Genomic DNA, 23,234 nt, shown 5'->3' on the forward strand with positions numbered 1-23,234 from the left:
GACTAAAGCGCGATGAGCCGCCAAGCTGGTCGAACCCGCCCTGGACGAGTTCTATGCCACGCTGAGCAGCGAGCAGAAGGCGCGCTTCAACACGCTGCAACAGGTCGCAAGCCCGTGAGGGCGGCGCTCACGGGAGCTACACCACCGTTCGGTGCCGCTCGATGCAGGTGCGGAGCACTTCGTCCATTGATCTACCCCACCAGTCGTTGGAGAAAATCTCGATCTCGGAATAGCCGGCATAGCCCTGCGCTTCGACCGCGGCGCGCACGGATTTGATGTCGATCACACCGTCGCCCATCATGCCGCGGTCGTTGAGGATGTCCTTGGTCGGCACCAGCCAATCGCAGACGTGGAATGCCAGCAAACGATCCTTGCCGGCGCGTGCGATCTGTTCCTTCAGCTCCGGATCCCACCAGATGTGATAGACGTCGAGCGCGACGCCGAGCATGCCGCTGCGGCCGGGATCGAGCCGGTCGCAGATGTCGAGCGCCTGCTTCGTTGTATTGACGCAGGCGCGGTCCGCCGCGTAGGCGGGATGCAAGGGTTCGATCGCGAGCGGCAGCTTTGCCTGCTTGGCATAATCGAGCATCTCGGCCAGCGCCTCTTCGACCTGCGTCCGCGCGCCGGCGATGTCCTTCGACGCCTCGCTGCCAGGCCGCGAATATTGCGGCAGGCCGCCGACGACCAGCACGATGCAGGGCGCACCCAGCGCCTTGGCTTCATCGACACAACGCCGGTTGTCGTCGCGCACCTCGCTTCGGCGCGAGGCATCAGAGGTGAACATGCCGCCGCGGCAATAGCCGGACAATTCGAGCCCGGCCTCGCGCACCGCACGCGTGGCGCGGTCTAGACCGACGGCGGCGACCTGATCGCGCCAGGGGTCGATGGCGCGGATGCCCTGACGCGCGCACGCATCGATGATCTCGACGAGGTCACCCTGCTTGCGGACTGTCGCCGTGTTCAGCGATAGCCAGCGATGGTCGGACGAAAAATCGCGCATTAGGATTCGATCCCGTGCGAAGCCAGCACCGTTTTCATCCGCAGCGTCGCCAGCTCCGGATTAGCGAGCAGGCCGGCCTTATCGGCCAGACGGAATAGCTCGGCCAGATGCAGCGTCGAGCGCGTGCTCTCCTGGCCGCCAACCATCGTGAAATGATCCTGGTGGCCGTTCAAATAGGCCATGAACACCACGCCGGTCTTGTAGAAGCGCGTCGGCGCCTTGAAGATGTGGCGCGACAGCGGCACGGTCGGGCCCAGCACATCGTGGAAGCCGGCCTCGTCCCCGGCCGCGAGCCGCGACAGGGCGTAGGAGGCCGCCGGCGCGATGGCATCGAAGATGCCGAGCAGCGCATGGGAGAATCCCTGCTCGTCGCCGGCGATCAGCTCCGCATAGTTGAAATCGTCGCCGGTATACATCTTGATGCGCTTGTCGAGGCGACGGCGCATGTCGATCTCGCGCTGCTTGTCGAGCAGCGAGACTTTGACGCCGTCGATCTTGGCGGCGTTGCCGTTGATGATGGCAACGGCGGTATCCATCGCCTTGTCGAGATCGTTCGTGCCCCAATAGCCCGTCAGCGCCGGATCGAACATGTCGCCGAGCCAGTGGATGATCACGGGCTCGCGGACCTGCGACAGCACGCGGTCGTAGACCTTGGCATAGTCGTCGGCATTGCGGCCCAGCTTTGCCAGGGCGCGCGACGCCATCAGGATGATGCGGCCGCCGACCTTCTCGACCGCGGAGATCTGTTCCTCATAGGCACGGATCACGTCGTCGATGGTCCTGGCATCCTCGACCGCAAGATGGTCCGTGCCGGCACCCGAGAACACCAGCGCATTGCGCCGCTTCGCGGCGGCGACCGAGCGCGTGATCAATTCCAGCGAGGTCGGCCAGTCCAGCCCCATGCCGCGCTGCGCGGTGTCCATGGCTTCGGCGACGCCGAGACCGAGGTCCCAGACGTGTTCGCGGAAGGCGATGGTCTTGTCCCAGTCGACGGCGACCGAGAGCCAGGGATCGTTGTCGGCGAAGGGATCGACAACGGTGTGCACGGCCGAGAAGGCGATGCGATTCAGCGCACCCTCGAGCTTGGCGGGAAATGTTCGCGAGGCCGCGAGCCGGTAGGTCTCGATCGACCGGTCGGCCTTCGGCAGCTTCAGCGACAATGACGACATCGGCAGGACGGGCTTGTTCATCGTTCCCTCCTCAGACCTTGATCGGGGCGACGTCGATCCAGCGCCGCTCCTTCCAGCTCTTCAGCGCACATTCGGCGAGCTGCACGCCCTTAACGCCTTCGAGCAGCGTGAACTTGTAGGGCGCGTCCTCGTAGACGTGGCGGATGAACATCTCCCACTGCTCCTTGAAGCCGTTGTCGTAGCTGACGTTGTCAGGCAGCTTCTGCCAGTCGCCGTAGAAATCGTGCAGCCGCTTCTCGTCGGGATTCCACACCGGCCGGGGCGTGGCCTGCCGCGCCTGGATCACGCAGTCGGAGAGGCCCGCGACCGCCGAGCCGAGCGTGCCGTCGACCTGGAAGGTGACGAGGTCGTCGCGATAGACGCGTGTCACCCAGGACATGTTGATGTGGGCGATGACGCCGCCCTTGAGCTGGAATGTCGCGTAGGCGGAATCGTCGGCGGTCGCCTTGTACTTCTGGCCCTGCTCGTCATAGCGCTCGGGGATGTCGGTGTTGCCGATGCACATAACGCTCTCGACTTCGCCAAAGAGGTTGTCGAGCACGTAGCGCCAGTGGCAGACCATGTCGAGAATGATGCCGCCTCCGTCTTCATCGCGGTAGTTCCAGGACGGTCGCTGCGCCTCCTGCCAGCCGCCTTCGAACACCCAATAGCCGAACTCGCCACGTACCGAGAGGATCCGGCCGAAGAAGCCGGAATCGCGCAGGAAGGCGATCTTCTTCAGGCCGGGCAGGAACAGCTTGTCCTGCACCGTGCCGTGCTTGACGCCCTTGGCGTTGGCAAGCTTGACCACCTCGAGCGCTTCTTCAAAATTCGTCGCGATCGGCTTCTCGCAATAGACATGCTTGCCGGCATTGATGGCCTGGGTCAGCAAGCCGGGCCGCGCCTGGGTGGTCGCGGCGTCGAAGAACATAGTGTCGTTCTTGTCGGCGAGCGCCGCATCGAGATTGGTGGTCCAGCGCGCGATGTTGAACTGCTTCGCGAGCCCTTCGACCTTGTCGGCGCTGCGGCCGACCAGGATCGGATCGGGCATTACGCGGTCGCCGTTCTTCAGCCGGACCCCGCCCTGGTCGCGGATCGCGACGATCGAGCGGATCAGATGCTGGTTGAGCCCCATGCGGCCGGTGATTCCGTTCATGATGAGGCCGAGGCGTTGGGTGGTCATGCCAATTGCTCCTGAAGTGATTTTGGCTGTTCAAGCGGGGCCAGCGCCGACCAGTCCGGATGGACCGACGTCGCAAAGCCCGTTGCGGTGAGCGACCCCGTCAGGAGATCGCCGTTGTGAATGTTGAGCCGGACGCCTTGGCCGGCGTCGGCATAGAGATCGGGGTGCGCGGCGGCGAAGGCCTGGGCTTCCGCGGCGGGCGCATCGCCAAAGCCGTCGACGTAATGATGACCGTTGCGCTCGGCGTGCGCGATTCCGATGAAGGCACCGAGTGCAAGGTCCTGCTGCACGGCAAGGCCCGCCTGGCAGGTCAGGTCCTCGCCTGTCACGAAGAACTTCTCGCCGCCACCGCTCCATTTCGCAGCGCGCGTGGCGTTGACGATCGACTTGTAAAGCCCCTTGCAGGATTTCGAGGAGATGCCGCGATAGCCGAGCGCCCGTGCCGCCGGGAAGGCTTCATAAGAATCATCGGCCTCGTCGATGATGAAGCCGCGCGCCGCGAGCGAGCCGAGCGGCGACTGCCGGGTGATGTCGCGCGGCATCGGCTGCTCGACATAGAGCAGGCTTGATGAGATCGATCGCAGTGCGGGCTCATGGTCGAGCCGGTCGATCAGCGCATGCAACGCGGCGAGATCGGCATATTGCTCATTCGCGTCGAGAGTCACCTTGTAGTCATGACCGAGCGTGTCGAGTTCCTTGCCAATACGCGCCAGCCGCTCCGCATCGGCCGCGGGATATCCAGCCAGCTTGAGCTTGAAATAGCGTGCACCGGCGTTTTCGCGCGCGTCGGCGACGCCGCCCCCACCTTCAACTGTGTCATCAAGGCCGACGGTATGCCTGATAGCGACGCTCTGCAGCGGCTTTCGATCCGCGAGAAACCGCGCGATGTCCGCCGCCTTCAGATCGGACGAGAGCCGCGCATCGATGCCGGCGATATTGCCGGCCATCCCGTCGAAGAAATTCGTCTCGGCGGCGCGCAACACCGCATCTAGGATCGCTTTATCCATTTCCGCCGGGCCATAAGCGGCGGCCAACGGCGGAATATTTTCTTTCGTGCAAGCCACGACCTGGGCCCCGATGCACGAGGCATGCAGCTCGAACGCCGTCTGGAATCCGGTCTGTGCCAGATAAAGCCCGCGCGCGATCTGCAGCGAGCGGCGCAAACCGTCTACCGTCTGCGCCGGCGAAAGCTCCGGCCGCTTGTCGAACCATTTTGGCACCAGCAGCTCGGCGCTGGCGCCGACCGAGCTCCCCCTGCCCTCGACCTCGATCTCCACGCGCACGAACAGCTGCGGCGTCGCGTTGATCGTGATCGCGCCGAAGCGGAACGGCCGCGCGAAATGCACGGGTCGTTCAAAGAATGCGATGTCTCGCAGCTTCAGGCGCACAGGCATGGGTCTACGGAATGAGGAGCTTTGTGAAATTGATTTGGCCGCGGCGGCGGTGCACCTCTCCCGCTTGCGGGAGAGGTCGGCGCGGAGCGCCGGGTGAGGGTTCTCTCCTCAACGGGACAATCCCGACGCGGAAACACCCTCTCCCCACCCCTCCCCCGCAAGCGGGGGAGGGAGCGCACCGTGCGTGTGGTCCGTTCAGAGAACACCATCTCCATCTAGTCCAATGAACCCTGCGAGAAGAAGTGCTTGCGGATGCGCTGCACGAGCTCGGTGAAGACCGGGTCGGCCATCACGTCGAGCGAGCGCGGGCGCGGCAGCGGCACGTCGTAGATCGCGGCAATCGCACCGGGCCGTTCGGTCATGACCAGCACGCGGTCGGCAAGGAACACCGCCTCGGGGATCGAGTGCGTGATCAACAGCACGGTCTTCTTCGTCTCACGCTGGATCCGCATCAGCTCGACATTCATGCGCTCGCGCGTCAGCGCGTCGAGTGCGCCGAACGGCTCGTCCATCAGCATGATCCTGGGATCATGAACCAGCGCGCGGCAGATCGAGGCGCGCTGCTGCATGCCGCCGGAAAGCTGCCAGGGCAGCTTCTTCTCAAAGCCTTCCAGCCCCACCAGCTTCAAAAGCGCCTTGGCTCGGTCGAGATATTCTTGCCGCGGCAGCCGCTTCATGTCGATCGGCAGCATCACGTTGGCGAGAATGTTGCGCCATGGCAGCAGCAGCGCGCTCTGGAAGACGATGCCGACATTGCCGTGCGGCTTCGTCACCTTCTCGCCCTCGACCAGGATCTCGCCGGCCGTCGGCGGCAACAGTCCGGAGATCAGCTTGAGCAGCGTGGACTTGCCGCAGCCGGACGGGCCGACCACGACGAAGAACTCGCCGTCGTTGATGTGGAAGTCGAGCGGCCGCAGCGACGGCACGTCGCCGTCGCGCGTCCGATAGGTCTTCGACACGCCGGACAGTGTGATGCCCGACGCATCGCCAGCGGCCCGGTCGCTCACCAGTCTCAGATGCGCGGCCGGCTGCATGGCGTCACTCGATATCGCGGCTGGTTTCACGAGCCGCTCTTCGGCAGGTAGTCGTTGGTGTAGAAGGCTTTCGGTTTGTCCTTGGCCTTGGCGTCGAGCCCGCCATATTCGACCATCAGATTGACGCTGTCGGTCATGTTCTGGTCGGTGACCTGGAACGGCCGCTTGCTTTTGGTATCCGCGGTCCGGTAGAGCGGAATGGTCAGCTCAAAGCCCTGCGTCAGGGTATCGATCTTGCCGCCCTTCGGGTTGGCATCGAGGATCGACTGCGCCGCCGCCTTCGGCTCCTTCTCGGCCGCCTCGACGGCCTTCGTCGTCGCCGACATGAAGCGGCGGACGAGGTCGGCGTTGGCCTTCACATAATCGGAGTTGGCGATAATGCCCGAGGAGACCATGTTAATGCCGTAGTCGGCGAACTTGATCGGATAGACGTCCTTGCCGGTGGCGTCCTTGATCTTCATCGACTGGTCCATGACGTAGCCGAGCAACAGATCAGCCTGGCCGTTGATGACGGCGTTGAGCTTGGTCTGGCCATCGCCGGCCACGGTCTGGAACTCGCTCTCCTTCAGGCCGGTCTTCTTCAGGAACAGCGGCCAGATCTGGGTCATGGAGTCCGCAGGCGTGATCGCCACCGTCTTGCCCTTGATGTCCTCGGGCTTCCTGATGTTCTTGTCGGCAAAACCCATGGCTGACATCGGGCTGGTCTGGAGCAGCACGCCGGTCGCAATCACAGGCGCGCCCTTGATCGCAGCGCGCATCATGGTGGGAACGTCGACATAGCCGAAGGCGGCGGTCTTGGCGGCAACGGCCTGCGTGGTCGCAGCGGAGCCGCGGCCTTCCTGGATCTCGAGGTCGATGCCCTCGGCCGCGTAGATGCCCTTGGCCTTGCCATAATAGAACGGCGCATGCTCGCCGTAGACGTACCAGTTGAGCATCAGCACGACCTTGTCGGCCGCCTGCGCCGGCGCGATCGCGAACACCATCAGCGCCGCCGAGACGGCTCCTATCCACCGCTTCATCGCTACTCTCCCTTGTCGTTGTTGCTTCGGCCGTTCGTGGCCGTTGTTGCTTCGCTTTAAGAGGCGAAAATCACGTCCTCACGCTGGCTCACATGCCAGGGAATGATCAACTTCTCGATCCGGTCCACGATCCAGAACAGCACCACGCCAAGCAGCGCCAGGATCACGAGGGCCGCGAACATCGTCGGCAGGTCGAAGGTTCCGATCGAGCGCTGCATCACGTAGCCGATGCCGGAATTGGAGCCGACGAACTCGCCGACGACGGCGCCGACCACGGCGAGCGTCACCGACACCTTCAGACCCGAGAAGATCGCAGGCAGCGCGTGCGGCAAATTCACCGCGCAAAACACCTGGAACCGGCTGCCCTGCATCGCGCGGGCGAGATCGACCATGTCGGGGTCGACCGATTTGAAGCCCTGCACGGCCGAGACCACCACGGGGAAGAAGCCGAGCAGGAAAGCCGATATCACCTTTGGAATAATGCCGAAGCCGAACCAGACTACGAATAGCGGCGCGATCGCGATCTTCGGCACGGATTGCGAGAACACCAGCAGCGGATAGACATAGCTCTCCACCGTCTTCGACCCCGCGATCAGCATCGCCACGGGAATGCCGAACAGCGCCGACAGCAGGAAGCCGCAGACCGTCGCATAGGTCGTCGGCCAGGACTGGCGCAGCAGTTCCGGCCAGTCGGTGCGCAGCACTGCAATGACATCGCCCGGCGACGGGATCTGATAGGCGGGAATCCTGAACAGCCGGATCGCGAGATCCCAGGCGACGACAATGAAGACCAGGAACAAAAACGGCCGAATCCAGGCCGCATTCAGCATCTTGGACACCGCACTTTGCGGCTTCAACTCAGCCACGTCTCACTCCCGGTATTCTTGTTCGTTCGGGGGAGAAATTAACCCGTTGGATAAATACTGTCCAGCGGTTTCCCCTGTGACGTTTTTGCGCGGCGGTTCCGGGCTGTTTGGAGGGATGCATTGGCGGCGCCACATCCTCGGTGTCATTCCCCGCGAAGGCGGGGAATCCAGTACGCCGCGGCCCCTCGGTTCAACCACAACCGTCTCGGAGTACTGTATCGCCCGGTCAAGCCGGGCGACGACGGCGGAAGTCGGGGAAACGCCGATGATCCATCGACCTGTAGCGAGTTACGCCGCTACACCGTCTGCGCCACAGCAGCGCGCGACTTCGGCGCTTTGACGATCTTCAGCAGCTCCTCCGACCGGCCCGTCAGCGCCGCTAGCACGAGGCCGGCCATATGCGCCAGCCGCTCGTCCTTGGCGTCCTTGGCGAGCAGGTCGCGGCCGAAGATCACGCTCAGCGTGGCCGAGTTTGAGAGATAGAAGAAACTGAGCGCCGCGATCGAGATGTAGAGCTGCACCGGATCGACCGCGACCTTGAAGTCGCCACTGTCGACGCCGCGCCGCACCACGGTGCGGATCATCTCGACGAAGGGCGAGTGCATCGATTTGACCTTCGCTGAGCGCTTCAGGTGTTTTGCGCGCACGAGGTTTTCGGTCTGGAGCAGCGACAGGAATTCTGGGTTACGCAGGAAATAGCTCCAGGTGAATTCGATCAGCCGCCTGATCGCCTCTGGCGGGTCGAGGTGTTCGAGATCGAGCCCCCGCTCCTCGCTGCGGATCTTGTCATAGGCGCCTTCGAGCACCGCGAGGTAGAGATCGTCCTTGTTGCCGACGTGATAGTAGAGCATGCGCTTGTTGGCGCCGGCCTGGGCGGCGATGCGGTCGACGCGCGCACCGGCAAGGCCGTGGGCCGAGAACTCCTGCTTGGCGGCTTCGAGGATGCGCAGCCGCATCCCCTCGGGATCGCGCTGCCATCTCAGATTTCGCTTTGCCTTCGCCAAACTCGTTGCTCGCTGTGCTCTTAACACGCATGTAACACGCGCGCGCCGTCATTGCGAGGAGCGAAGCGACGAAGATTCCATGGGGAGTGGATAGCGACCAGGTCTGAGGCCAGACTGAGGTTGCTGACCCCCTCAACCTGGAGACGACGATGTTGCTCGATCATCCTTCCGACGGACCGACCGCTATCCGGACGCAGTTTGGCGCAATTTTTGTGTCTTTGGAACTGAGCCGTTCGACGTGGGTGATTACGTCACTTTCGCCTGGTACGGGCGAGAAGATGTCCAGGCACAGCGTCACGGCCGGCGATACGGCTGAGCTGATGAAGCTGTTTGCGGAACTCAGGCGCAAGGCGGAGGCCAGGACCCGCGAGAGCTATCCGATCATCACGATCCAGGAAGCTGGGCTGGACGGGTTCTGGCTGCACCGTGTTCTGCAACAGAACGGCATTGAGAGCCACGTGGTCGATCCCGCCTCGATTGCGACGTCGCGACGGCGGCGGCGGGCCAAGACTGACAGGCTCGATGGCGAGGCGCTGTTGCGGGCGCTTCTGGCCTACAAGCGCGGCGAGCCGCGGGTCTGTGCGATGGTGGTTGCGCCCTCGCCTGAAGAGGAGGACCGGCGCAGGCTGTGTCGCGAACGAGCGACGCTGATCGCCGAGCGCATCACGCATGTGAACCGGATCAAGGGTCTTCTGTTCGCGCAGGGGATATCCGACTACGTGCCGCTGCGGCGCAATCGGCGGGCGCGGCTTGAGGCCTTGCGCACGGGCGACGGGCGGGAGCTGCCTTCGCATTTGAAGGCGCAGATCGGCCGCGAGCTCGATCGGGTCGAACTGCTTCTGGAACAGATCAAGGCGGTCGAGGCCGCGCGAGATGCTCTGCTGGCCGCAGCCCGGAAGCCTGCAGACAAGAACGCTGCAGACAAGGTCGCGCCGGATCCGGTGGCGATGCTGCTGGCCTTGAAAGGGCTCGGCGCCAACTTTGCGGCCGTGCTCTGGTCGGAGGCGTTCTACCGGCAGTTCTCCAACCGCCGCCAGGTCGCCGCCTATGCGGGGCTTGCGGCGACGCCGTGGCAAAGCGGAGGCATCCGGCACGAGCAGGGCGTGTCGAAGGCCGGCAATCCCAGGCTGCGGACCACAATGATCCAGCTCGCCTGGCTGTGGATACGTCACCAGCCGCAGTCGGCCCTGACGCGCTGGTTCAAGGAGCGAAGCCCGCAAGGCCGCAAGCGCGCGATCGTGGCGCTGGCGCGCAAGCTTCTCGTGACCTTGTGGAAGTATGTCACCGCGGGCGAGACCATCGAGGGGGCCGTGATGAAGCCCGCCGCCTGATCCGGACCGCACCAAGCGGCGTGCTTCGCCGCCCGCGCGCAACGAAAGAACCATAACCCATCTGCCGAGGCCCGATCAGTCTCGGAAGATCCGGGTGGACGAACCGATGGATTGCATGGCTTCAAACGCCGCAACGAAGAATGGCCTCGTCCTCTCGAGCCTGCCCGCCGCAAGCGGAATCGTGGTGCAGTCGCCTTGTGCGACGACCGAATGTGAGTTTGATCTGGCAAGCAACCCAGATCGTCGAACCGGCTCGACCCTTGGATCGCAAATGCGAGGATGGCAGATGCCCTGACAGAACCGCCAACGCGAGGAGCTCCTATCGGCCCAACGCACCAAGCATGATGGCGTGCTCGCTCAACTCAAGGCCAAGCCGCTTCGCGGCGGCCCTAACAGGCCGGCCTTGACTTGATCTGCGCGCGCCATCCTGCAGAACCCGCGGTCGGGACGAAGAGGTGGCTGCAGTCGAACAAAAAGGTGACTGCTCATCCTTGACACACACATTCCCCATGTGAGCAATCCAGACTGTCACTGCGGAGGGATTCTGGATTGCTTCGCTTCGCTCGCAATGACGGGTGTGGCCCTAACCGTCCTTCAATCGGCCGGCTTCGGCGAACGCTCCAGCAGGACCGTTTGGATGCCGCAAGTGCCGTTCCGTACCGTCATGATCCGCGTGCCGGGCTTGCGACCGTTGCGCACTTCGGTGACGTCGAGGCCGGCGGCGATCAGCCGGGCGCGCGTGGCGTCGATATCGGCCACCCGCCAGCTCAGGCCCCACAGCCGGTCATGCATGGAATCGCCGCCCGCGACGGGGCGGCGCACCACCTCGACGACGAGGTCGCCACAGCGGAAGAACATCAGCTGGCCCCAATCCTGATGCGAGCGGTCGAGTGCCAGGTCGAGCCCGAGCCGCGCGCCGTAGAGCGCGGCGGCACGCTCTGAGTCCTCGGTCGTGATCACGACGTGGTCGAGTGCATCGATCGGCGCGATGTCGGTCGTTACCGAGAGCGGGCGTTCCTCGGCAAGCTCAAGGAAGAACATGCGCACGCCGCGCGTCAGCTCGGTGGCGGCACGCGTGCGCTTCCAATGCAGGACGGTGTCGGTTTGCGCGTCGCTGCTTTCGACCTCGGCGACGGGCTCCGGCCTCAGGGCCACCCGGTCCAGCCGCCGGTGCATCTTGCCCATGTCTGCGACACGAAAGCACAGGCTGGCAAGCACGCCCTCGCGGTCCTCCAGCAGCGCGCGCATCCGGTCCGCCGGCACGCTGAAGCCGCTCGGCGCCATCAGCTCGATCGTCATGTTCGCAAGCGTGAACAGTACCCGGTCGGCGCCCTCGCCGGAATTCTGCCAGGCCGGCGCACGCCCCAGCAGCGTCTGATAGGCCGCCTTGGCCGCACCGATATCCTTGACCAGAGCGACGACGTGATCGAGGCCGGTGATCATATTCTCCCCCTATCGACCTGGAACAACCGGGCGAAAATCGGCATTTTTCCGGGCTTGGCATTGTCCGATGATGGTCGTATTCCGGCTCCATGCTGACCTCAAGCGCTTCAGGCGGCGGTTTTGCGAATAATTTCAGCGTCCCATCAACGGAACCGATGCTAGAGTAAGCCCGCCGGCCGGGACCACAAAGCGCATCACGGACAAGCAATGCAGGCTCTCTTTATCGGACAGACCTATATCGACGTCGTCTTCATCACCGACCACATGCCGACCGGCGACGAGAAGCACGTGGCCTCGGACTACGCGGTCTCTTTCGGCGGCAACGCGGTCACGGCGGCTTTCTGCTGCGCCAAGCTCGGCATCGTGCCCGATCTGATCGCCACGGCGGCCAATGACTGGCTCGGACGCATGTTCCAGGACATGTGCGCGAAATACGCGATCTCGCTGCACGGGCGGAAGGTGAACCAGTCCTCGCTGTCCTTCATCATGCCCAAGGACGGCAAGCGCGCCATCGTCCGCTGCCGCGACGACGAGCACATCCATCCCTTTCCGATGCTCAATCTCGGCGGCTGCCGGGCGCTACACATCGACGGCCATCAGCCCGATGCCGCGATCCACTATGCAAAAATCTGCCGCGAGGCCGGCATTTTGACCTCGCTCGATGGCGGCGGCCTGCGCACCAACACGCATGAGCTGCTGGAATTCATCGATGTGGCGATCGTTGCCGAGCGGCTGTGCGAGCAGATGGATCTGACGCCGGAAAAAATGCTCGATTACCTCAAGGGCCGCGGCTGCAAGATCGGCGGCATCACCATGGGTGAGAAGGGCCTGCTCTGGTACAACGAGACCGGCGCGGTCGAGATCATGCCGGCAATGCCGATCCCGCGCGAGCGCGTGATCGACACCAACGGCGCCGGCGACGTCTTCCACGGCGCCTACATCTATTCCTATTTGGCTCATCCCGGCAAAAGCTGGCGCGAGCATTTCGACTTCGCCCGCGCCGCCTCGACCTTCAAGATCCAGCGCCTCGGCAACGAGGCCGGCTTGCCGACCCTTGTCGACATCGCCAAGGTCCGGCACGAGTTCGAAGTCAGAGCCTAGCTCTTCCTGGAGTGTCGCATGGGGCGCGTCTTCGTCGCCGGCAGCATCAATATGGATGTGGTGGCAACTGCCGATCGCCATCCAAAAGTCGGTGAGACCGTCGCCGGCCGCGAGGTGCTGTATTTCCCCGGCGGCAAGGGCGCAAACCAAGCCGTGGCCGCATCGCGGCTCGGCGCCAGGACCACGCTGATCGGACGGCTCGGCAAGGATTCCTTCGGGGCTGAGCTGAAGGCATTTCTCGGCGATCAGGGCATCGATCTCGGCTATCTCCAGGAGAACGTCGAAGCCCATACCGGCACCGCTATCATCACAGTCGCCGAGGCGGACAACACCATCGTCGTCATTCCCGGCACCAATGCGCTGGTCGACGCCGATGATGTCAGCGTTGTGCCGCTGGTGAAAGGCGATGTTGCCGTCAGCCAGTTCGAGATCCCGCTGCCGACGATTGCCGCGTTCTTTCGGCGGGCGCGATCTGCTCAAGCGATAACGCTGCTCAACCCTGCGCCGGCGCAGAAAATGTCCAGCGAGCTGCTCGCGCTCGTCGACGTGCTCGTGCTGAACGAGACCGAGCTCGGCTTCCTCGCCGGTGTCGAGCTGTCCGAAGACGATGATCCGGCGCAGATCATCGATGCGGCGCGGCGGCTTCAGGCCAGCAAGGATCAGACCATCTGCGTCACGCTCGGCAAGCGCGGCGTGCTTGCGCTCGCCGGCCAGCAGGAGATTTTCGTGCCCGGCCGCATGGTGACGGCGGTCGACACCACCGGCGCCGGCGACTGCTTCGTCGGCGCGCTCGCGGCGCAACTGGCCGACGAAGTGCCGCTGCGCACGGCGCTCGTCTTCGCCAACGCCGCCGCCTCGATCTCCGTGCAGCGGATGGGCGCCGGGCCGTCGATGCCTACGGCAGCGGAAGTCGCCGCCGTCATCAAGGCAGGATGATCACGCCAGCGCGCTCTTCAGGTCAAAGCCCTCATCCGCGGCGTGCTCCGGCGCGAGCGATCGGTCCATGCCGAGCAGGCGGCGGCCGAACATGTGATCGCCGGCGCGGTTGACCGACTCGATGCCGAGCAGCCTGTCGCCCTTGTAGCAGAACGCCGAGAACGCCTTCTTGGCGGGATCGCCGCGCAGCACGACGCGGTCGTAGCCGGTGGTGAGCCCCGCCATCTGGAGCTTGTCGTCGCCCTGGTCGCTCCAGAACCAGGGATGACCGTCATAGACTTTCCTGTCACCGGTCAGCCGCGCTGCGACGCAGCGGGCATGGTCGGTGGCGTTCTGCACCGACTCCAGCCGCAACGATCCGCCGAAGCGTGGGCTTGCGAACAGTGCGCAGTCGCCGATCGCGGAGATGTCGGGATCGGCCGTCGAAAGATACTCGTCGACGATGATGCCGGCCGCCACCGGCAGCCCCGCCTCGGCCGCGAGCTCGATATTCGGCAGCACGCCGACGCCGACCACGACCAGATCGGCCGGCAGATGGCGGCCGTCGCTGAGGCTGACGCCGGTGACCTTGCCACCCTCGGCTTCGATGGAGGTTGCCTGCACACCGAGGTGAACGCGGATGCCGGCTTCGCGATGCCGCGCCTGAAAATACTCCGAGACCTCCGCCGTCACCGCTCGCGCCATCACGCGTGGAGCGAGCTCGAGCACGTCGACCTCCAGCCCCTTGATCCGCGCGGTCGACGCAAACTCCAGACCGATGAAGCCCGCGCCGATCACCACCACCCGCGTCTTCGACGGAATGATCGTTCGCAGCGCCTCGCTCTCGTCGACGACGCGCAGATATTTCACGTCGGGCAGATTGGCGTTGGGCAGATCGAGCAAGCGATTGCGCGCGCCGGTCGCCAGCACGAGGTGACCGTAGGGAAGCGTCTCGCCCGACGCGAGAAGGACCTTGCGCCCGGCGCGGTCGATCGACGCCACGCGGCCCGCGATCAGCTCGATCTTCTGGTCGTGGTAGAATTTCTCCGGCCGGAACATCAGGCTCTCCGGCCCGGCCGAACCCTTGATGTAGGCTTTTGACAGAGGCGGCCGCTGATAGGGCAGATGCGCCTCGTCATTGATCAGGCGGACGCGCTCGGAGAAGCCGGCCTGGCGCAGCGATGCCGCGACCTGGTAGCCAGCATGGCCGGCACCGACAATGATCACCGGTCCGTCCGTCATTGGAACAGCCCTGTTCCGGAGACACGAGCGTTACCCATGTCGTCTCCTCTCTCACTGATTTTGCTTGGCTTACCTCGCCCGAAGGAGCCGGCGCTCGTGTCCGTCCCTAAACGAAGGCGGCTCCATTTGAGCCTATCGTTCCGGTTTGCGCAAGGGCACCGGCGCGGCCGTGCGGACGCTGCGGTCAGGGATTGTCACCCCTCGTCTTCTGCGATCTAGTTGCACGAACGACCTCATGCCGGGGATTTCCGATGTCTGCTCCCATCTCCCAACCCGATGATCCCGCTTTGCTGCGGATCGAGGGCCCGATCGCGACCATCACGCTGAACCGTCCCACCGCGTTCAACTCGATCAACCTCGCAATCGCGCAGAAGCTCGAACAGCTCGCGGCCTACATCGAAGGCGCCGACGACATCAGGGTCGTCGTCCTCGAGGGCGAAGGCCGCGCCTTCTCCGCCGGCGGCGATTTGCAGACGATCGGCGCTGCCGCCGAAGCCAACACGGTGACGCCGGTCGTCGGCGAACTGCTGAAGCACTACCACGCCTTCATCGAGACCATCCGGCGGATGCCGAAACTTTCCCTGTCCAGCGTCCACGGCTCGGCCGCCGGTGCCGGCATGGGTCTCGCCTTCGTCACCGATCTCTGCATCGCCGCGGAAGATGCCAAATTCACGCCGGCCTATGCCAAGATCGGCGTCTCGCCGGATGGTGGCAGCACCGTCGGCATCGTCGGCACGGTCGGAACCCGCCGCGCGCTCCAGATCTTCCTGTCGGAGGACAATTTTACCGCTCAGCAAGCCCATGAATGGGGCCTGGTCGCCAAGATCGTGCCTGCGGCCGAGCTGAAAGCGGCAACGCGGCAGCTCGCCGAGCGGCTGGCGCAAAATTCGCCGGCCGCGATCGCCGGCACCAAATCGCTGGTCTACCAGGCCGCCACCACGCCGGTGAAGCAGCAGCTCGACGCCGAGGAGCACAAGATCATCATGGCGATGAACACGAAGGAGTTTCGTGTCGCCGTGAAGAAATTCACGAGCAAGGGAAAGTAGCCGCAAGCCTCATTTCGGACAGATGTAACCCGTCCCCGCCGGCGACTTGAAGCAGCCGACCGACTCCGGCAGCACCTGCTGCGGCAGCCACAGCACGACACTCGGGAAGTAGATCGCAAACGCGATGGTGGCGAAGAACACAACATAGATCGGCAGTGCGGCGCGCAGCGCTTTCGCAAAGCTGACTCCGACAAACTTGGACGCCATCAGCAGCACCAACCCGTAAGGCGGCGTGATCAGGCCGAAGGCGAGCGTGGCGATCAGCACCACGCCCATATGGACGCCGTTGATGTCGCCGGCCTCCGTCAGCGTGTTGACCAGCGGCATGAAGATGATGATGGTCGGCACCGGCTCGATGAAGTCGCCGACGACGGTGAACAGCAGCACCATCAGCAGCATGATCAGGTGCGGATCGTTGCCTGCGATCGAGGTGATCATTTCGGCGATGTAGCTCGCGCCGCGCAGGTAAGCGAGCATCCAGCCGAAGGCGTTGGCGGCGCCGATTGTGATCAGCGGCAGCGAGAAGATCAGGCCCGCGAGGCAGAAATCATACGGGATCTTGCTGAAGTGCCCGCGGTTGAGCGCGGGGATCACGACGGCGATAATCCAGACCACGGCGACGACGCCGGCCTCCGTCGGTGTGAACCAGCCGGTCAAAATGCCGCCGAGCAGGATGACCGGAATCATCAGCGGTAACGCCGCGTCGCCTGCGGCAAACACGACCTGCCGCAGCGGCGCGCGCGGCTTGCGCAGGCCTGAGGGGCCGAAGAAATAGCAATAGATCATCAGGCCGAAGCCGATCATTAGGCCGGGCACGACGCCCGCCATGAACAGTCCGGCGATCGAGACGTTGCCGACGGCGCCATAGACCACCGCTGTGATGCTCGGCGGCACCAGCGCCGCGATCGTCGAGGCGGAGGCGATGATGGCGGCGATGAAGGCGGGCTCATAACCCTCGCGCTTCATCGGGCCGCCGAGCGCGCGGCTCATCACGGCGACGTCGGCCGTGGTCGAGCCCGACATCTCCGAGAAGAACATGCTGAAGACGACCACGACCTGCGACAGCCCGCCCCTGATATGGCCGACCAGCGACACCGACAGGTTCGCGATCCGCACCACGACGTTGGCCGAGCTCATGAGCTCGCCGACCAGCAGGAAGAACGGGATCGCCAGCAGCGCTTCGGAATCGACGCCGTCAAAGATCTTCTGGATGATCGCCGCGAGCGACACGTCCGACAGGATAGCGCCGATGAACACGCCGGCCATCAGCGAGAACGGCACGGGCACGCCGAGATAGCCGAACGACAGGAAGCAGATCGTCATCGGCGTCAGGACGATTGGTGCGCTCATGGCTGCGCCCTCATCTGCGTCTCTGTGAGGCCGGGCGGAGCATCCTCATCCGGCGGCTCGGGATGGTCAAAGCCGTTGCGCAAGCCGTTGACGAGCTGCTCGATCGTGAACAGGCCGATCAGCACACCCGACAACGGAATGATCGCATAGAGCGAGGCGATCGGTGTGCCCGACGGCAGGCGAAAACTGCCAAATCCGCGCAGATAATTCTGATAGCCGTACCAGATCAGGCAGAAGGCGACGCCGAGCACGACGAGGCGAATGATCACTTCGACGATGAGGCGCGGTGTGTCGTGCATCGCCTCAGAGATGGCCGTGAGATAGAGATGATCGTTGCGCCGGGTTGCGGCCGCAGTTCCGACGAAGATCGCATAGATGAACAGTGTCGAGGTCACCTCCTGGAGCCACAGCCAGGGATGACCGATGGTGCGGGTGACGATGTCGGCGGTCACCGACAGCGAGAAGCCGAAGCAGAGCACGCCGCAGAGGATCATCAGCGCGAGCTCAAGCCAGTCGAGCGATCGCCATTTGAGGTGACGCTGGCGCTGAACGAGCAGTTTGTCCGCGATGACCATTCAATGTCCCCGTCGTCCCGGCCTAGTACGAATGATGTCAGGTTGAATCGGCGACTGCGGGTTGGCCAAACCTCTCCCGCTTGCGGGAGAGGTCGGCGCGGAGCGCCGGGTGAGGGCTCTCTCCTCATTGGGAATCCCTCCGTGGAGGCACCCTCTCCCCACCCTCTCCCGCAAGCGGGAGAGGGTGGGCACCGTCTTCCCGATCACGTTAGTTGATCGACCGGATCAGGTTCTTGATCTTCTCGGCATGCGGGCCGAGCTCCTTGGCGAGCTTGTCGAGATAGGGATCGGCGATCGCCGTAAAACTCTTCTTGTCGACGTTGTCGACAATCTTGACGCCCATCTTCTTCAGCTTGTCGGCCGCGGTGCGCTCGAGATCGAACGCCTTCTGCGGCTCCTTCGTGCTGATCTCGTTGGCCGCGGTCTGCACCCACTGCTTCTGCTCCGCCGAGAGGCTCTGCCAGAGCTTGTCGGAGACGAATATCAGCGCGTTGTTGGCCTCGTGCTCGGTGATGTTCAGCACGGGCGCCACCTCGTAGTGCTTGTTGACGAGGTAGACGTTGATGCTGTTCTCGGCGACGTCGACCACGCCGGTCTGCAGCGAGGTGTAGACGCTGCCGAACGGCATGTGCACGGTCTGGGCGCCATAGGCCGGGAACATGGTGTCCTCGGTCGCGGTCGCCTGCACGCGGATCTTCAGGCCCTTGACGTCGCCGACGTTGTGGATTTCTCGCTTGCTGTACATGTGGCGCACGCCCTGCGAGCCCGTTGCGATCACGTGCAGGCCCTGCGTGGTCTCGTCGATCATGGTCTTGAGCGCTTCGAACACGCGGGGATCGGCCAACCCCTTGACCACGTGGTTCTCGTCGCGGAACAGGAAGTGCAGCGACATCACGCCGGCCTGCGGCGAGATCGTCGCGGTATTGGCCGAGGAGATGATCGCGAATTCGACATCGCCGGCTTTCACGAGCTGGAGCACCTGCGGCTCCTGGCCGAGCTGCGCGCCGGGGTATTGGTCGATGATCATGGTGCCCTTGCTCAATTCCTTGAGCTTGTCGGCAAAGAGGTCGCCCGCGATGGAATAGCCGGTGTTGCGCGGCTGGTCATAGGCGAAGCGATAGTGCTTCGCCTCCTGCGCTCCGGCCCCGGTGACCAACAGCATGGCGGCCATGGTCACCAACCCACGCATGGATCGTGCAATCATCGTTTCCCCCTGTTTTATCGCCCGCCGCTTCAGCGGTCTGGGCGTTCGTTCGGGTGGTCAATCACCCCTTCTCAGTCTGCTTCCCAGTCCTCTGCATGAAATCGAAGTCGCAGCCTTCGTCGGCCTGCATGATGGTCTCGTTGAACAGCCAGGCGTAGCCTCGCCGCGTCTCATCCGGCGCAACGGCTGGCTTCAATGCGGCGCGTCGGCGCTCCAGCTCGGCGGCATTGACCAGCAGCTCGATGCTGCGTTTGGCAACATCAAGCCGGATCATATCGCCGTTCTTCACCAGCGCCAGCGGCCCGCCGACGGCAGATTCCGGCGTGATGTGCAGCACGATGGTGCCGAACGCCGTGCCGCTCATGCGCGCGTCCGAAATCCGCACCATGTCCTTGGTGCCACCGCGTGCGAGCTTCTTCGGGATCGGCAGATAACCCGCCTCGGGCATGCCAGGCGCGCCTTTGGGGCCGGCATTGCGCAGCACCAGCACGTCATCGGCGGTCACGTCGAGATCGGGATCATCGACCCGCAAGGTCATGTCCTCGACGGATTCAAACACCACCGCACGCCCGGTGTGCTGCAACAGTTTTTGGCTCGCGGCCGATTGCTTGATGACTGCGCCGCGGGGCGCGAGGTTGCCGTGCAGCACGGCGAGGCCACCTTCCTTCTTGATCGGATTGTCACGCGGACGAATGGCGTCCTGGCCGGGCACGTCTTCCGCATTCGCGACGACGTCGCGCAGCGTCTGGCCCGTGATCGTCTTCGCATCGAGATCGATGAGATCACCGAGCTGCGCCAGCAATTTCGGCATACCGCCGGCGTGATGAAAATGCTCCATGTAATGCTCGCCGGACGGTTTCAGATCGACCAGCACCGGCACCTCGCGGCCCAGTTGGTCGAAGGCGCCGAGATCGAGCCGGTGCGGCGAGCGATGCGCCATCGCGGTCAGATGGATCAGGCCATTGGTCGAGCCGCCGATCGATTGCAGCACGACTTGCGCATTCCTGAACGAGGCCGGCGTCAGCAGCTCGCTCGGCTTCGGCCCCTTGGACTTGGCCATCTCTGTGGCAACCCTGCCGCTCGCCTCGGCTAGCCGGAAGCGCTCCGCATGCGGCGCCGGGATGGTCGCGCTCATCGGCAGCGAGAGGCCCATGGCTTCAATCATGCAGGCCATGGTGGAGGCCGTGCCCATCACCATGCAGGTGCCGACAGACGGCGCCAGGCGGCCGTTCACCGCCTCGATCTCGGCGTCGTCGATATCGCCGGCGCGGTACTTGGCCCACAGCCTGCGGCAGTCGGTGCAGGCGCCAAGCACCTCGCCCTTGTGATGGCCGACCACCATGGGGCCCACGGGAATGACCACGGTCGGCAGATCGGCGCTGATCGCGGCCATCACCTGCGCCGGAAGCGTCTTGTCGCAGCCGCCGATCACGATCACCGAATCCATCGGCTGGGCGCGGATCATCTCTTCGGTGTCCATCGCCATCAGATTGCGCAGATACATCGAGGTCGGATGCGCAAAGCTCTCGGCGATCGAGATGGTCGGGAACACGAACGGCATTGCGCCCGACAGCATCACGCCGCGCTTCGCCGCCTCGATAATCTGCGGCACGTTGCCGTGACAGGGGTTGTAGTCGCTGTAGGTGTTGGTGATGCCGACGATCGGGCGCTCCAGCGCGTCGTCAGAATAGCCCATCGCCTTGATGAACGCCTTGCGCAGGAACAGCGAGAAGCCGGCATCGCCATAGCTCGTCAGACCCTTGCGCAAGCCACTGCTCATCATGCCACTCCAATCGCCTTGCCATTGTCGTACAGGCTGTCCCTTGATTGTCAATAAGATAGGTGCTCATCGGCGATTTTAGGGCACCTGCAGCGCAAAATAGACGATATTATTGACAATCCGAGCTCTCCCTGCTCCACAGGCAGGACCGGCCGGAGCCGGGAGGCCGAGGATGTCCGACATTCGCACCGCTGACGCAATGACCATCCGGCGCGACGATCCGGACGACGTCGTCGCGCGGCTGGAGGAGGACATCATCTTCGGCCGCCTCGCACCGGGCGCGCGCCTCACCGAAGACGCGCTGATGTCGGCCTACGGCACCTCGCGGCACTTCGTGCGGCAGGCGCTTGTGGAGGCGGAGCGGCGCGGCATCGTCCGCCGCGAGAAGAACGTCGGCGCCACCGTGCGGTCCTATTCGGCGGAGGAAGTCCGGCAGATCTACGAGGTCCGGGAGATGCTGACGCGGCAGGCGGCGCTGATGATCCCCCTGCCCGCACCGCCAAGCCTGATCGACGAGTTGACCGGGCTGCAACGGCAATACTGCGCGAAGGCCGATTTGCAGGATCTGCGCGGCATTCACGAGGCCAACGATGCCCTCCACGTCGCGCTGTTCGCGGCCTGCGGCAATCCCTATCTGGTGCGCTCACTCCAGCACTACATGAACCTGACCTTGCCGATGCGCGCGAAGAATCTCGCCGACCGCGAGGGACTGGCGCAGTCGCGGCGCCAGCACGAGCTGATGATCGAGCTTCTGAAGGGCCGCGACAGCTGGGCGCTGGCTCAGCTCTGCGTCGATCACATGCAGTTCAGCAAGAAGGATTATCTGGCGCGGATTGCGGGCGAGGAAGCTGAGCGCCAAGGCGCGGACTCATAAATGTGAGACGGCGGCTTCGGGTGGTGAGGCAGACTTGTGCAGGCACTCCGGCATTGCCTTTTGACCCGAATGTATGGTCCGGCCGCGCGTTGCAAGAGGTTTCGTCAACCTGGCAGATGCGGTCTTGCATCAATGTATCCGGCCTCTGATTGGAGCGTGTTGTGCTCCGGGCCATCATGGATATCAGCGCGCATTCGAGCTAATTAGCGGACAGGCCTCGAAGGGGCCATTCGGGTCACCAGTGTTCGCATGCGCCGGGAAGACCGATTCTCCATCGTCGTCTCATCCTCTCGCAGACCTCGGCGGGTAAGGGATGTTGGTTACGTCATCGATAGCTCCTCACTTCGCACTGTTCCTTTGTTCGTGCCTGGCGGTCGTTCCTTCGTCCCGGCCTGCGCGCGCAGACGCGCCGCGCGCAAGGGCCGTCACGGAGCCGATCAATCAGCGGCAAGAGTTGTCCCGCAGCTTTTCGCGCTACCAGTCAATCCTCGTTGCGTTGCTGGCGGTTGTCCAGTTCACGATCATCATCGATTTCATGATCATGTCGCCGCTCGGCGCCATCATGATGCCGGCGCTCGATATTTCGGCCGCGCAGTTCGGGGTGGCCGTCTCGGCCTATGCATTCAGCGCGGGAATTTCCGGCATCCTGGCGGCCGGCTTTGCCGATCGGTTCGATCGCAAGTGGCTGCTCTTGTTTTTTTATGCCGGCTTTACCCTTGGAACGGCGCTTTGCGCGATTGCGCCCAACTATCATGTGCTGCTGCTTGGGCGGATCGTGACCGGCTTGTTCGGCGGTGTGATCGGCTCCGTCGTGCTCGCCATCGTGACCGATCTCTTTGCGCTGCAATTGCGCGGCCGCGTCATGGGCTTCGTGCAAACCGCCTTCGCTGCAAGCCAGGTGCTTGGCATCCCGGCCGGTCTTTTCCTCTCCAACCGTTGGAACTGGCACGTCGCGTTCGGCGCATTGGTCGGTCTGTCGGTCATCGGGATGGCCGCCGTGCTGCTCTTGATGAAACCGGTGAACGGCCATCTCCTGCTGAAGCAGGATAAAAACGCGTTCCGACATCTGATTGCAACGGTCGCACAGCCACGCCATTGGATGGCATTTTCGGTGACGACGCTGCTGGCGACCGGCGGCTACATGCTGATGCCGTTCGGCATTGCCTACACCGTGCACAATCTCGGCATCGACATCGTTCATCTGCCGACGATCTATCTCGTCTCCGGCCTGTTCAGCATTCTCATTGGACCGTTGGTGGGACGCGCGAGCGATGCTTTCGGCAAATACCCCACCTTTGTCTTCGGCACCGCCATGTCCATCGTCATGGTGCTCATCTACACCCATCTCGGTCAGGTCAGCCTGACGGTCGCGATCCTGGTCAACGTCCTGATGTTCGTCGGCATCTTTTCACGCATGATCCCGTCGCAAGCGTTGATTTCCGCAATCCCCGAGCCGGCACAACGCGGCTCCTTCAGCGCGGTCGGCGCTTCCCTGCAACAACTCTCCGGCGGGCTCGGCTCCGTGCTCGCCGCCGCGCTGATTGCACAAGATGCCGACGGTGCGCTCCGCCATTTCGACCGGCTGGGATACGTCGTCGTGACGACGGCGGTGGTTTCCCTGATCCTGATGTATTTTGTGCAGAGGCCAATCGCGGCCCAGGCTGGCAAACGCGTCGTTTAAGACGTCGGTTGCGACGCCTGGAA

At 63.8% G+C, this 23,234-nt stretch carries 20 protein-coding genes; 6 read left to right on the forward strand and 14 right to left on the reverse strand.

Annotated features, from left to right (window positions below; genetic code table 11):
- Positions 1-136: 136 nt before the first annotated feature.
- The 8 genes from IVB18_RS35610 to IVB18_RS35645 form a co-directional block, all read right to left on the reverse strand.
- Entirely contained in the window at positions 137-1,000 is an 864-nt protein-coding gene (locus IVB18_RS35610; RefSeq protein ID WP_247984967.1) for a sugar phosphate isomerase/epimerase family protein, read from the reverse strand.
- Entirely contained in the window at positions 1,000-2,190 is a 1,191-nt protein-coding gene (locus IVB18_RS35615; RefSeq protein WP_247984968.1) for a dihydrodipicolinate synthase family protein, read from the reverse strand. The genes IVB18_RS35610 and IVB18_RS35615 overlap by 1 nt, the downstream gene beginning before the upstream one ends.
- Before the next feature lie 10 nt (positions 2,191-2,200).
- A complete protein-coding gene (locus tag IVB18_RS35620; protein WP_247984969.1) occupies positions 2,201-3,352 on the reverse strand; it encodes a Gfo/Idh/MocA family oxidoreductase in 1,152 nt (383 codons plus the stop codon).
- Positions 3,349-4,746 carry a hypothetical protein gene (locus IVB18_RS35625; RefSeq protein ID WP_247984970.1) on the reverse strand — a complete coding sequence of 466 codons (1,398 nt, stop codon included), beginning with the start codon at positions 4,744-4,746 and terminating at the stop codon, positions 3,349-3,351. Before IVB18_RS35625 ends, IVB18_RS35620 begins: the two co-directional genes overlap by 4 nt.
- Before the next feature lie 215 nt (positions 4,747-4,961).
- On the reverse strand, positions 4,962-5,780 hold the full coding sequence (locus tag IVB18_RS35630) for an ABC transporter ATP-binding protein (protein ID WP_247991803.1): 819 nt from the start codon (positions 5,778-5,780) through the stop codon (positions 4,962-4,964).
- Positions 5,781-5,806: 26 nt separating this feature from the next.
- A complete protein-coding gene (locus IVB18_RS35635; RefSeq protein ID WP_247984971.1) occupies positions 5,807-6,799 on the reverse strand; it encodes an ABC transporter substrate-binding protein in 993 nt (330 codons plus the stop codon).
- A 56-nt stretch (positions 6,800-6,855) separates the two neighbouring features.
- Positions 6,856-7,665 carry an ABC transporter permease gene (locus IVB18_RS35640; protein ID WP_247984972.1) on the reverse strand — a complete coding sequence of 270 codons (810 nt, stop codon included), beginning with the start codon at positions 7,663-7,665 and terminating at the stop codon, positions 6,856-6,858.
- 296 nt (positions 7,666-7,961) lie between these two features.
- A complete protein-coding gene (locus IVB18_RS35645; RefSeq protein WP_247984973.1) occupies positions 7,962-8,669 on the reverse strand; it encodes a TetR/AcrR family transcriptional regulator in 708 nt (235 codons plus the stop codon).
- A gap of 149 nt (positions 8,670-8,818) precedes the next feature.
- On the opposite strand from IVB18_RS35645, the gene IVB18_RS35650 reads away from it, so the two are divergent.
- Positions 8,819-10,000, forward strand: coding sequence for an IS110 family transposase (locus IVB18_RS35650; RefSeq protein ID WP_247983422.1), 1,182 nt, complete (start codon positions 8,819-8,821; stop codon positions 9,998-10,000).
- A 594-nt stretch (positions 10,001-10,594) separates the two neighbouring features.
- On the opposite strand, the gene IVB18_RS35655 is transcribed toward IVB18_RS35650, so the two are convergent.
- Positions 10,595-11,443 (reverse strand): VOC family protein, encoded by an 849-nt coding sequence (locus IVB18_RS35655; protein WP_247984974.1) that lies wholly within the window; start codon positions 11,441-11,443, stop codon positions 10,595-10,597.
- 207 nt (positions 11,444-11,650) lie between these two features.
- On the opposite strand from IVB18_RS35655, the gene IVB18_RS35660 reads away from it, so the two are divergent.
- Both IVB18_RS35660 and IVB18_RS35665 read left to right on the forward strand, forming a co-directional pair.
- The gene (locus tag IVB18_RS35660; RefSeq protein WP_247984975.1) at positions 11,651-12,544 is read left to right on the forward strand and encodes a sugar kinase; all 894 of its coding nucleotides are present in this window, start codon (positions 11,651-11,653) and stop codon (positions 12,542-12,544) included.
- Positions 12,545-12,562: 18 nt separating this feature from the next.
- Entirely contained in the window at positions 12,563-13,480 is a 918-nt protein-coding gene (locus IVB18_RS35665; RefSeq protein WP_247984976.1) for a ribokinase, read from the forward strand.
- Here the strand turns inward: IVB18_RS35665 and IVB18_RS35670 are convergent, their stop codons facing one another.
- Positions 13,481-14,701, reverse strand: a complete 1,221-nt coding sequence (locus IVB18_RS35670) for an FAD-dependent oxidoreductase (protein WP_247984977.1) — start codon at positions 14,699-14,701, stop codon at positions 13,481-13,483. It abuts the gene before it with no gap.
- 251 nt (positions 14,702-14,952) lie between these two features.
- Between IVB18_RS35670 and IVB18_RS35675 the strand changes: the two genes are divergently transcribed.
- On the forward strand, positions 14,953-15,747 hold the full coding sequence (locus IVB18_RS35675; protein WP_247984978.1) for an enoyl-CoA hydratase/isomerase family protein: 795 nt from the start codon (positions 14,953-14,955) through the stop codon (positions 15,745-15,747).
- A 9-nt stretch (positions 15,748-15,756) separates the two neighbouring features.
- Here IVB18_RS35675 and IVB18_RS35680 read toward each other — a convergent pair whose 3' ends face one another.
- The 4 genes from IVB18_RS35680 to IVB18_RS35695 form a co-directional block, all read right to left on the reverse strand.
- Positions 15,757-17,097, reverse strand: coding sequence for a TRAP transporter large permease (locus IVB18_RS35680; RefSeq protein WP_247984979.1), 1,341 nt, complete (start codon positions 17,095-17,097; stop codon positions 15,757-15,759).
- Positions 17,094-17,672: a TRAP transporter small permease gene (locus tag IVB18_RS35685; RefSeq protein WP_247984980.1), complete on the reverse strand. Its 579-nt coding sequence runs from the start codon at positions 17,670-17,672 to the stop codon at positions 17,094-17,096. Before IVB18_RS35685 ends, IVB18_RS35680 begins: the two co-directional genes overlap by 4 nt.
- A 208-nt stretch (positions 17,673-17,880) precedes the next feature.
- Positions 17,881-18,876, reverse strand: coding sequence for a TRAP transporter substrate-binding protein (locus tag IVB18_RS35690; RefSeq protein ID WP_247984981.1), 996 nt, complete (start codon positions 18,874-18,876; stop codon positions 17,881-17,883).
- A 61-nt stretch (positions 18,877-18,937) separates the two neighbouring features.
- The gene (locus tag IVB18_RS35695) at positions 18,938-20,656 is read right to left on the reverse strand and encodes an IlvD/Edd family dehydratase (RefSeq protein ID WP_247984982.1); all 1,719 of its coding nucleotides are present in this window, start codon (positions 20,654-20,656) and stop codon (positions 18,938-18,940) included.
- Between the two features lie 172 nt (positions 20,657-20,828).
- Between IVB18_RS35695 and IVB18_RS35700 the strand changes: the two genes are divergently transcribed.
- Positions 20,829-21,530 (forward strand): GntR family transcriptional regulator, encoded by a 702-nt coding sequence (locus IVB18_RS35700; protein ID WP_247984983.1) that lies wholly within the window; start codon positions 20,829-20,831, stop codon positions 21,528-21,530.
- Positions 21,531-21,984: 454 nt separating this feature from the next.
- On the forward strand, positions 21,985-23,211 hold the full coding sequence (locus tag IVB18_RS35705; protein ID WP_247984984.1) for an MFS transporter: 1,227 nt from the start codon (positions 21,985-21,987) through the stop codon (positions 23,209-23,211).
- Positions 23,212-23,234 lie beyond the last annotated feature (23 nt).

Origin of the sequence: Bradyrhizobium sp. 186, assembly GCF_023101685.1 — a bacterium.
Lineage (GTDB): Bacteria > Pseudomonadota > Alphaproteobacteria > Rhizobiales > Xanthobacteraceae > Bradyrhizobium.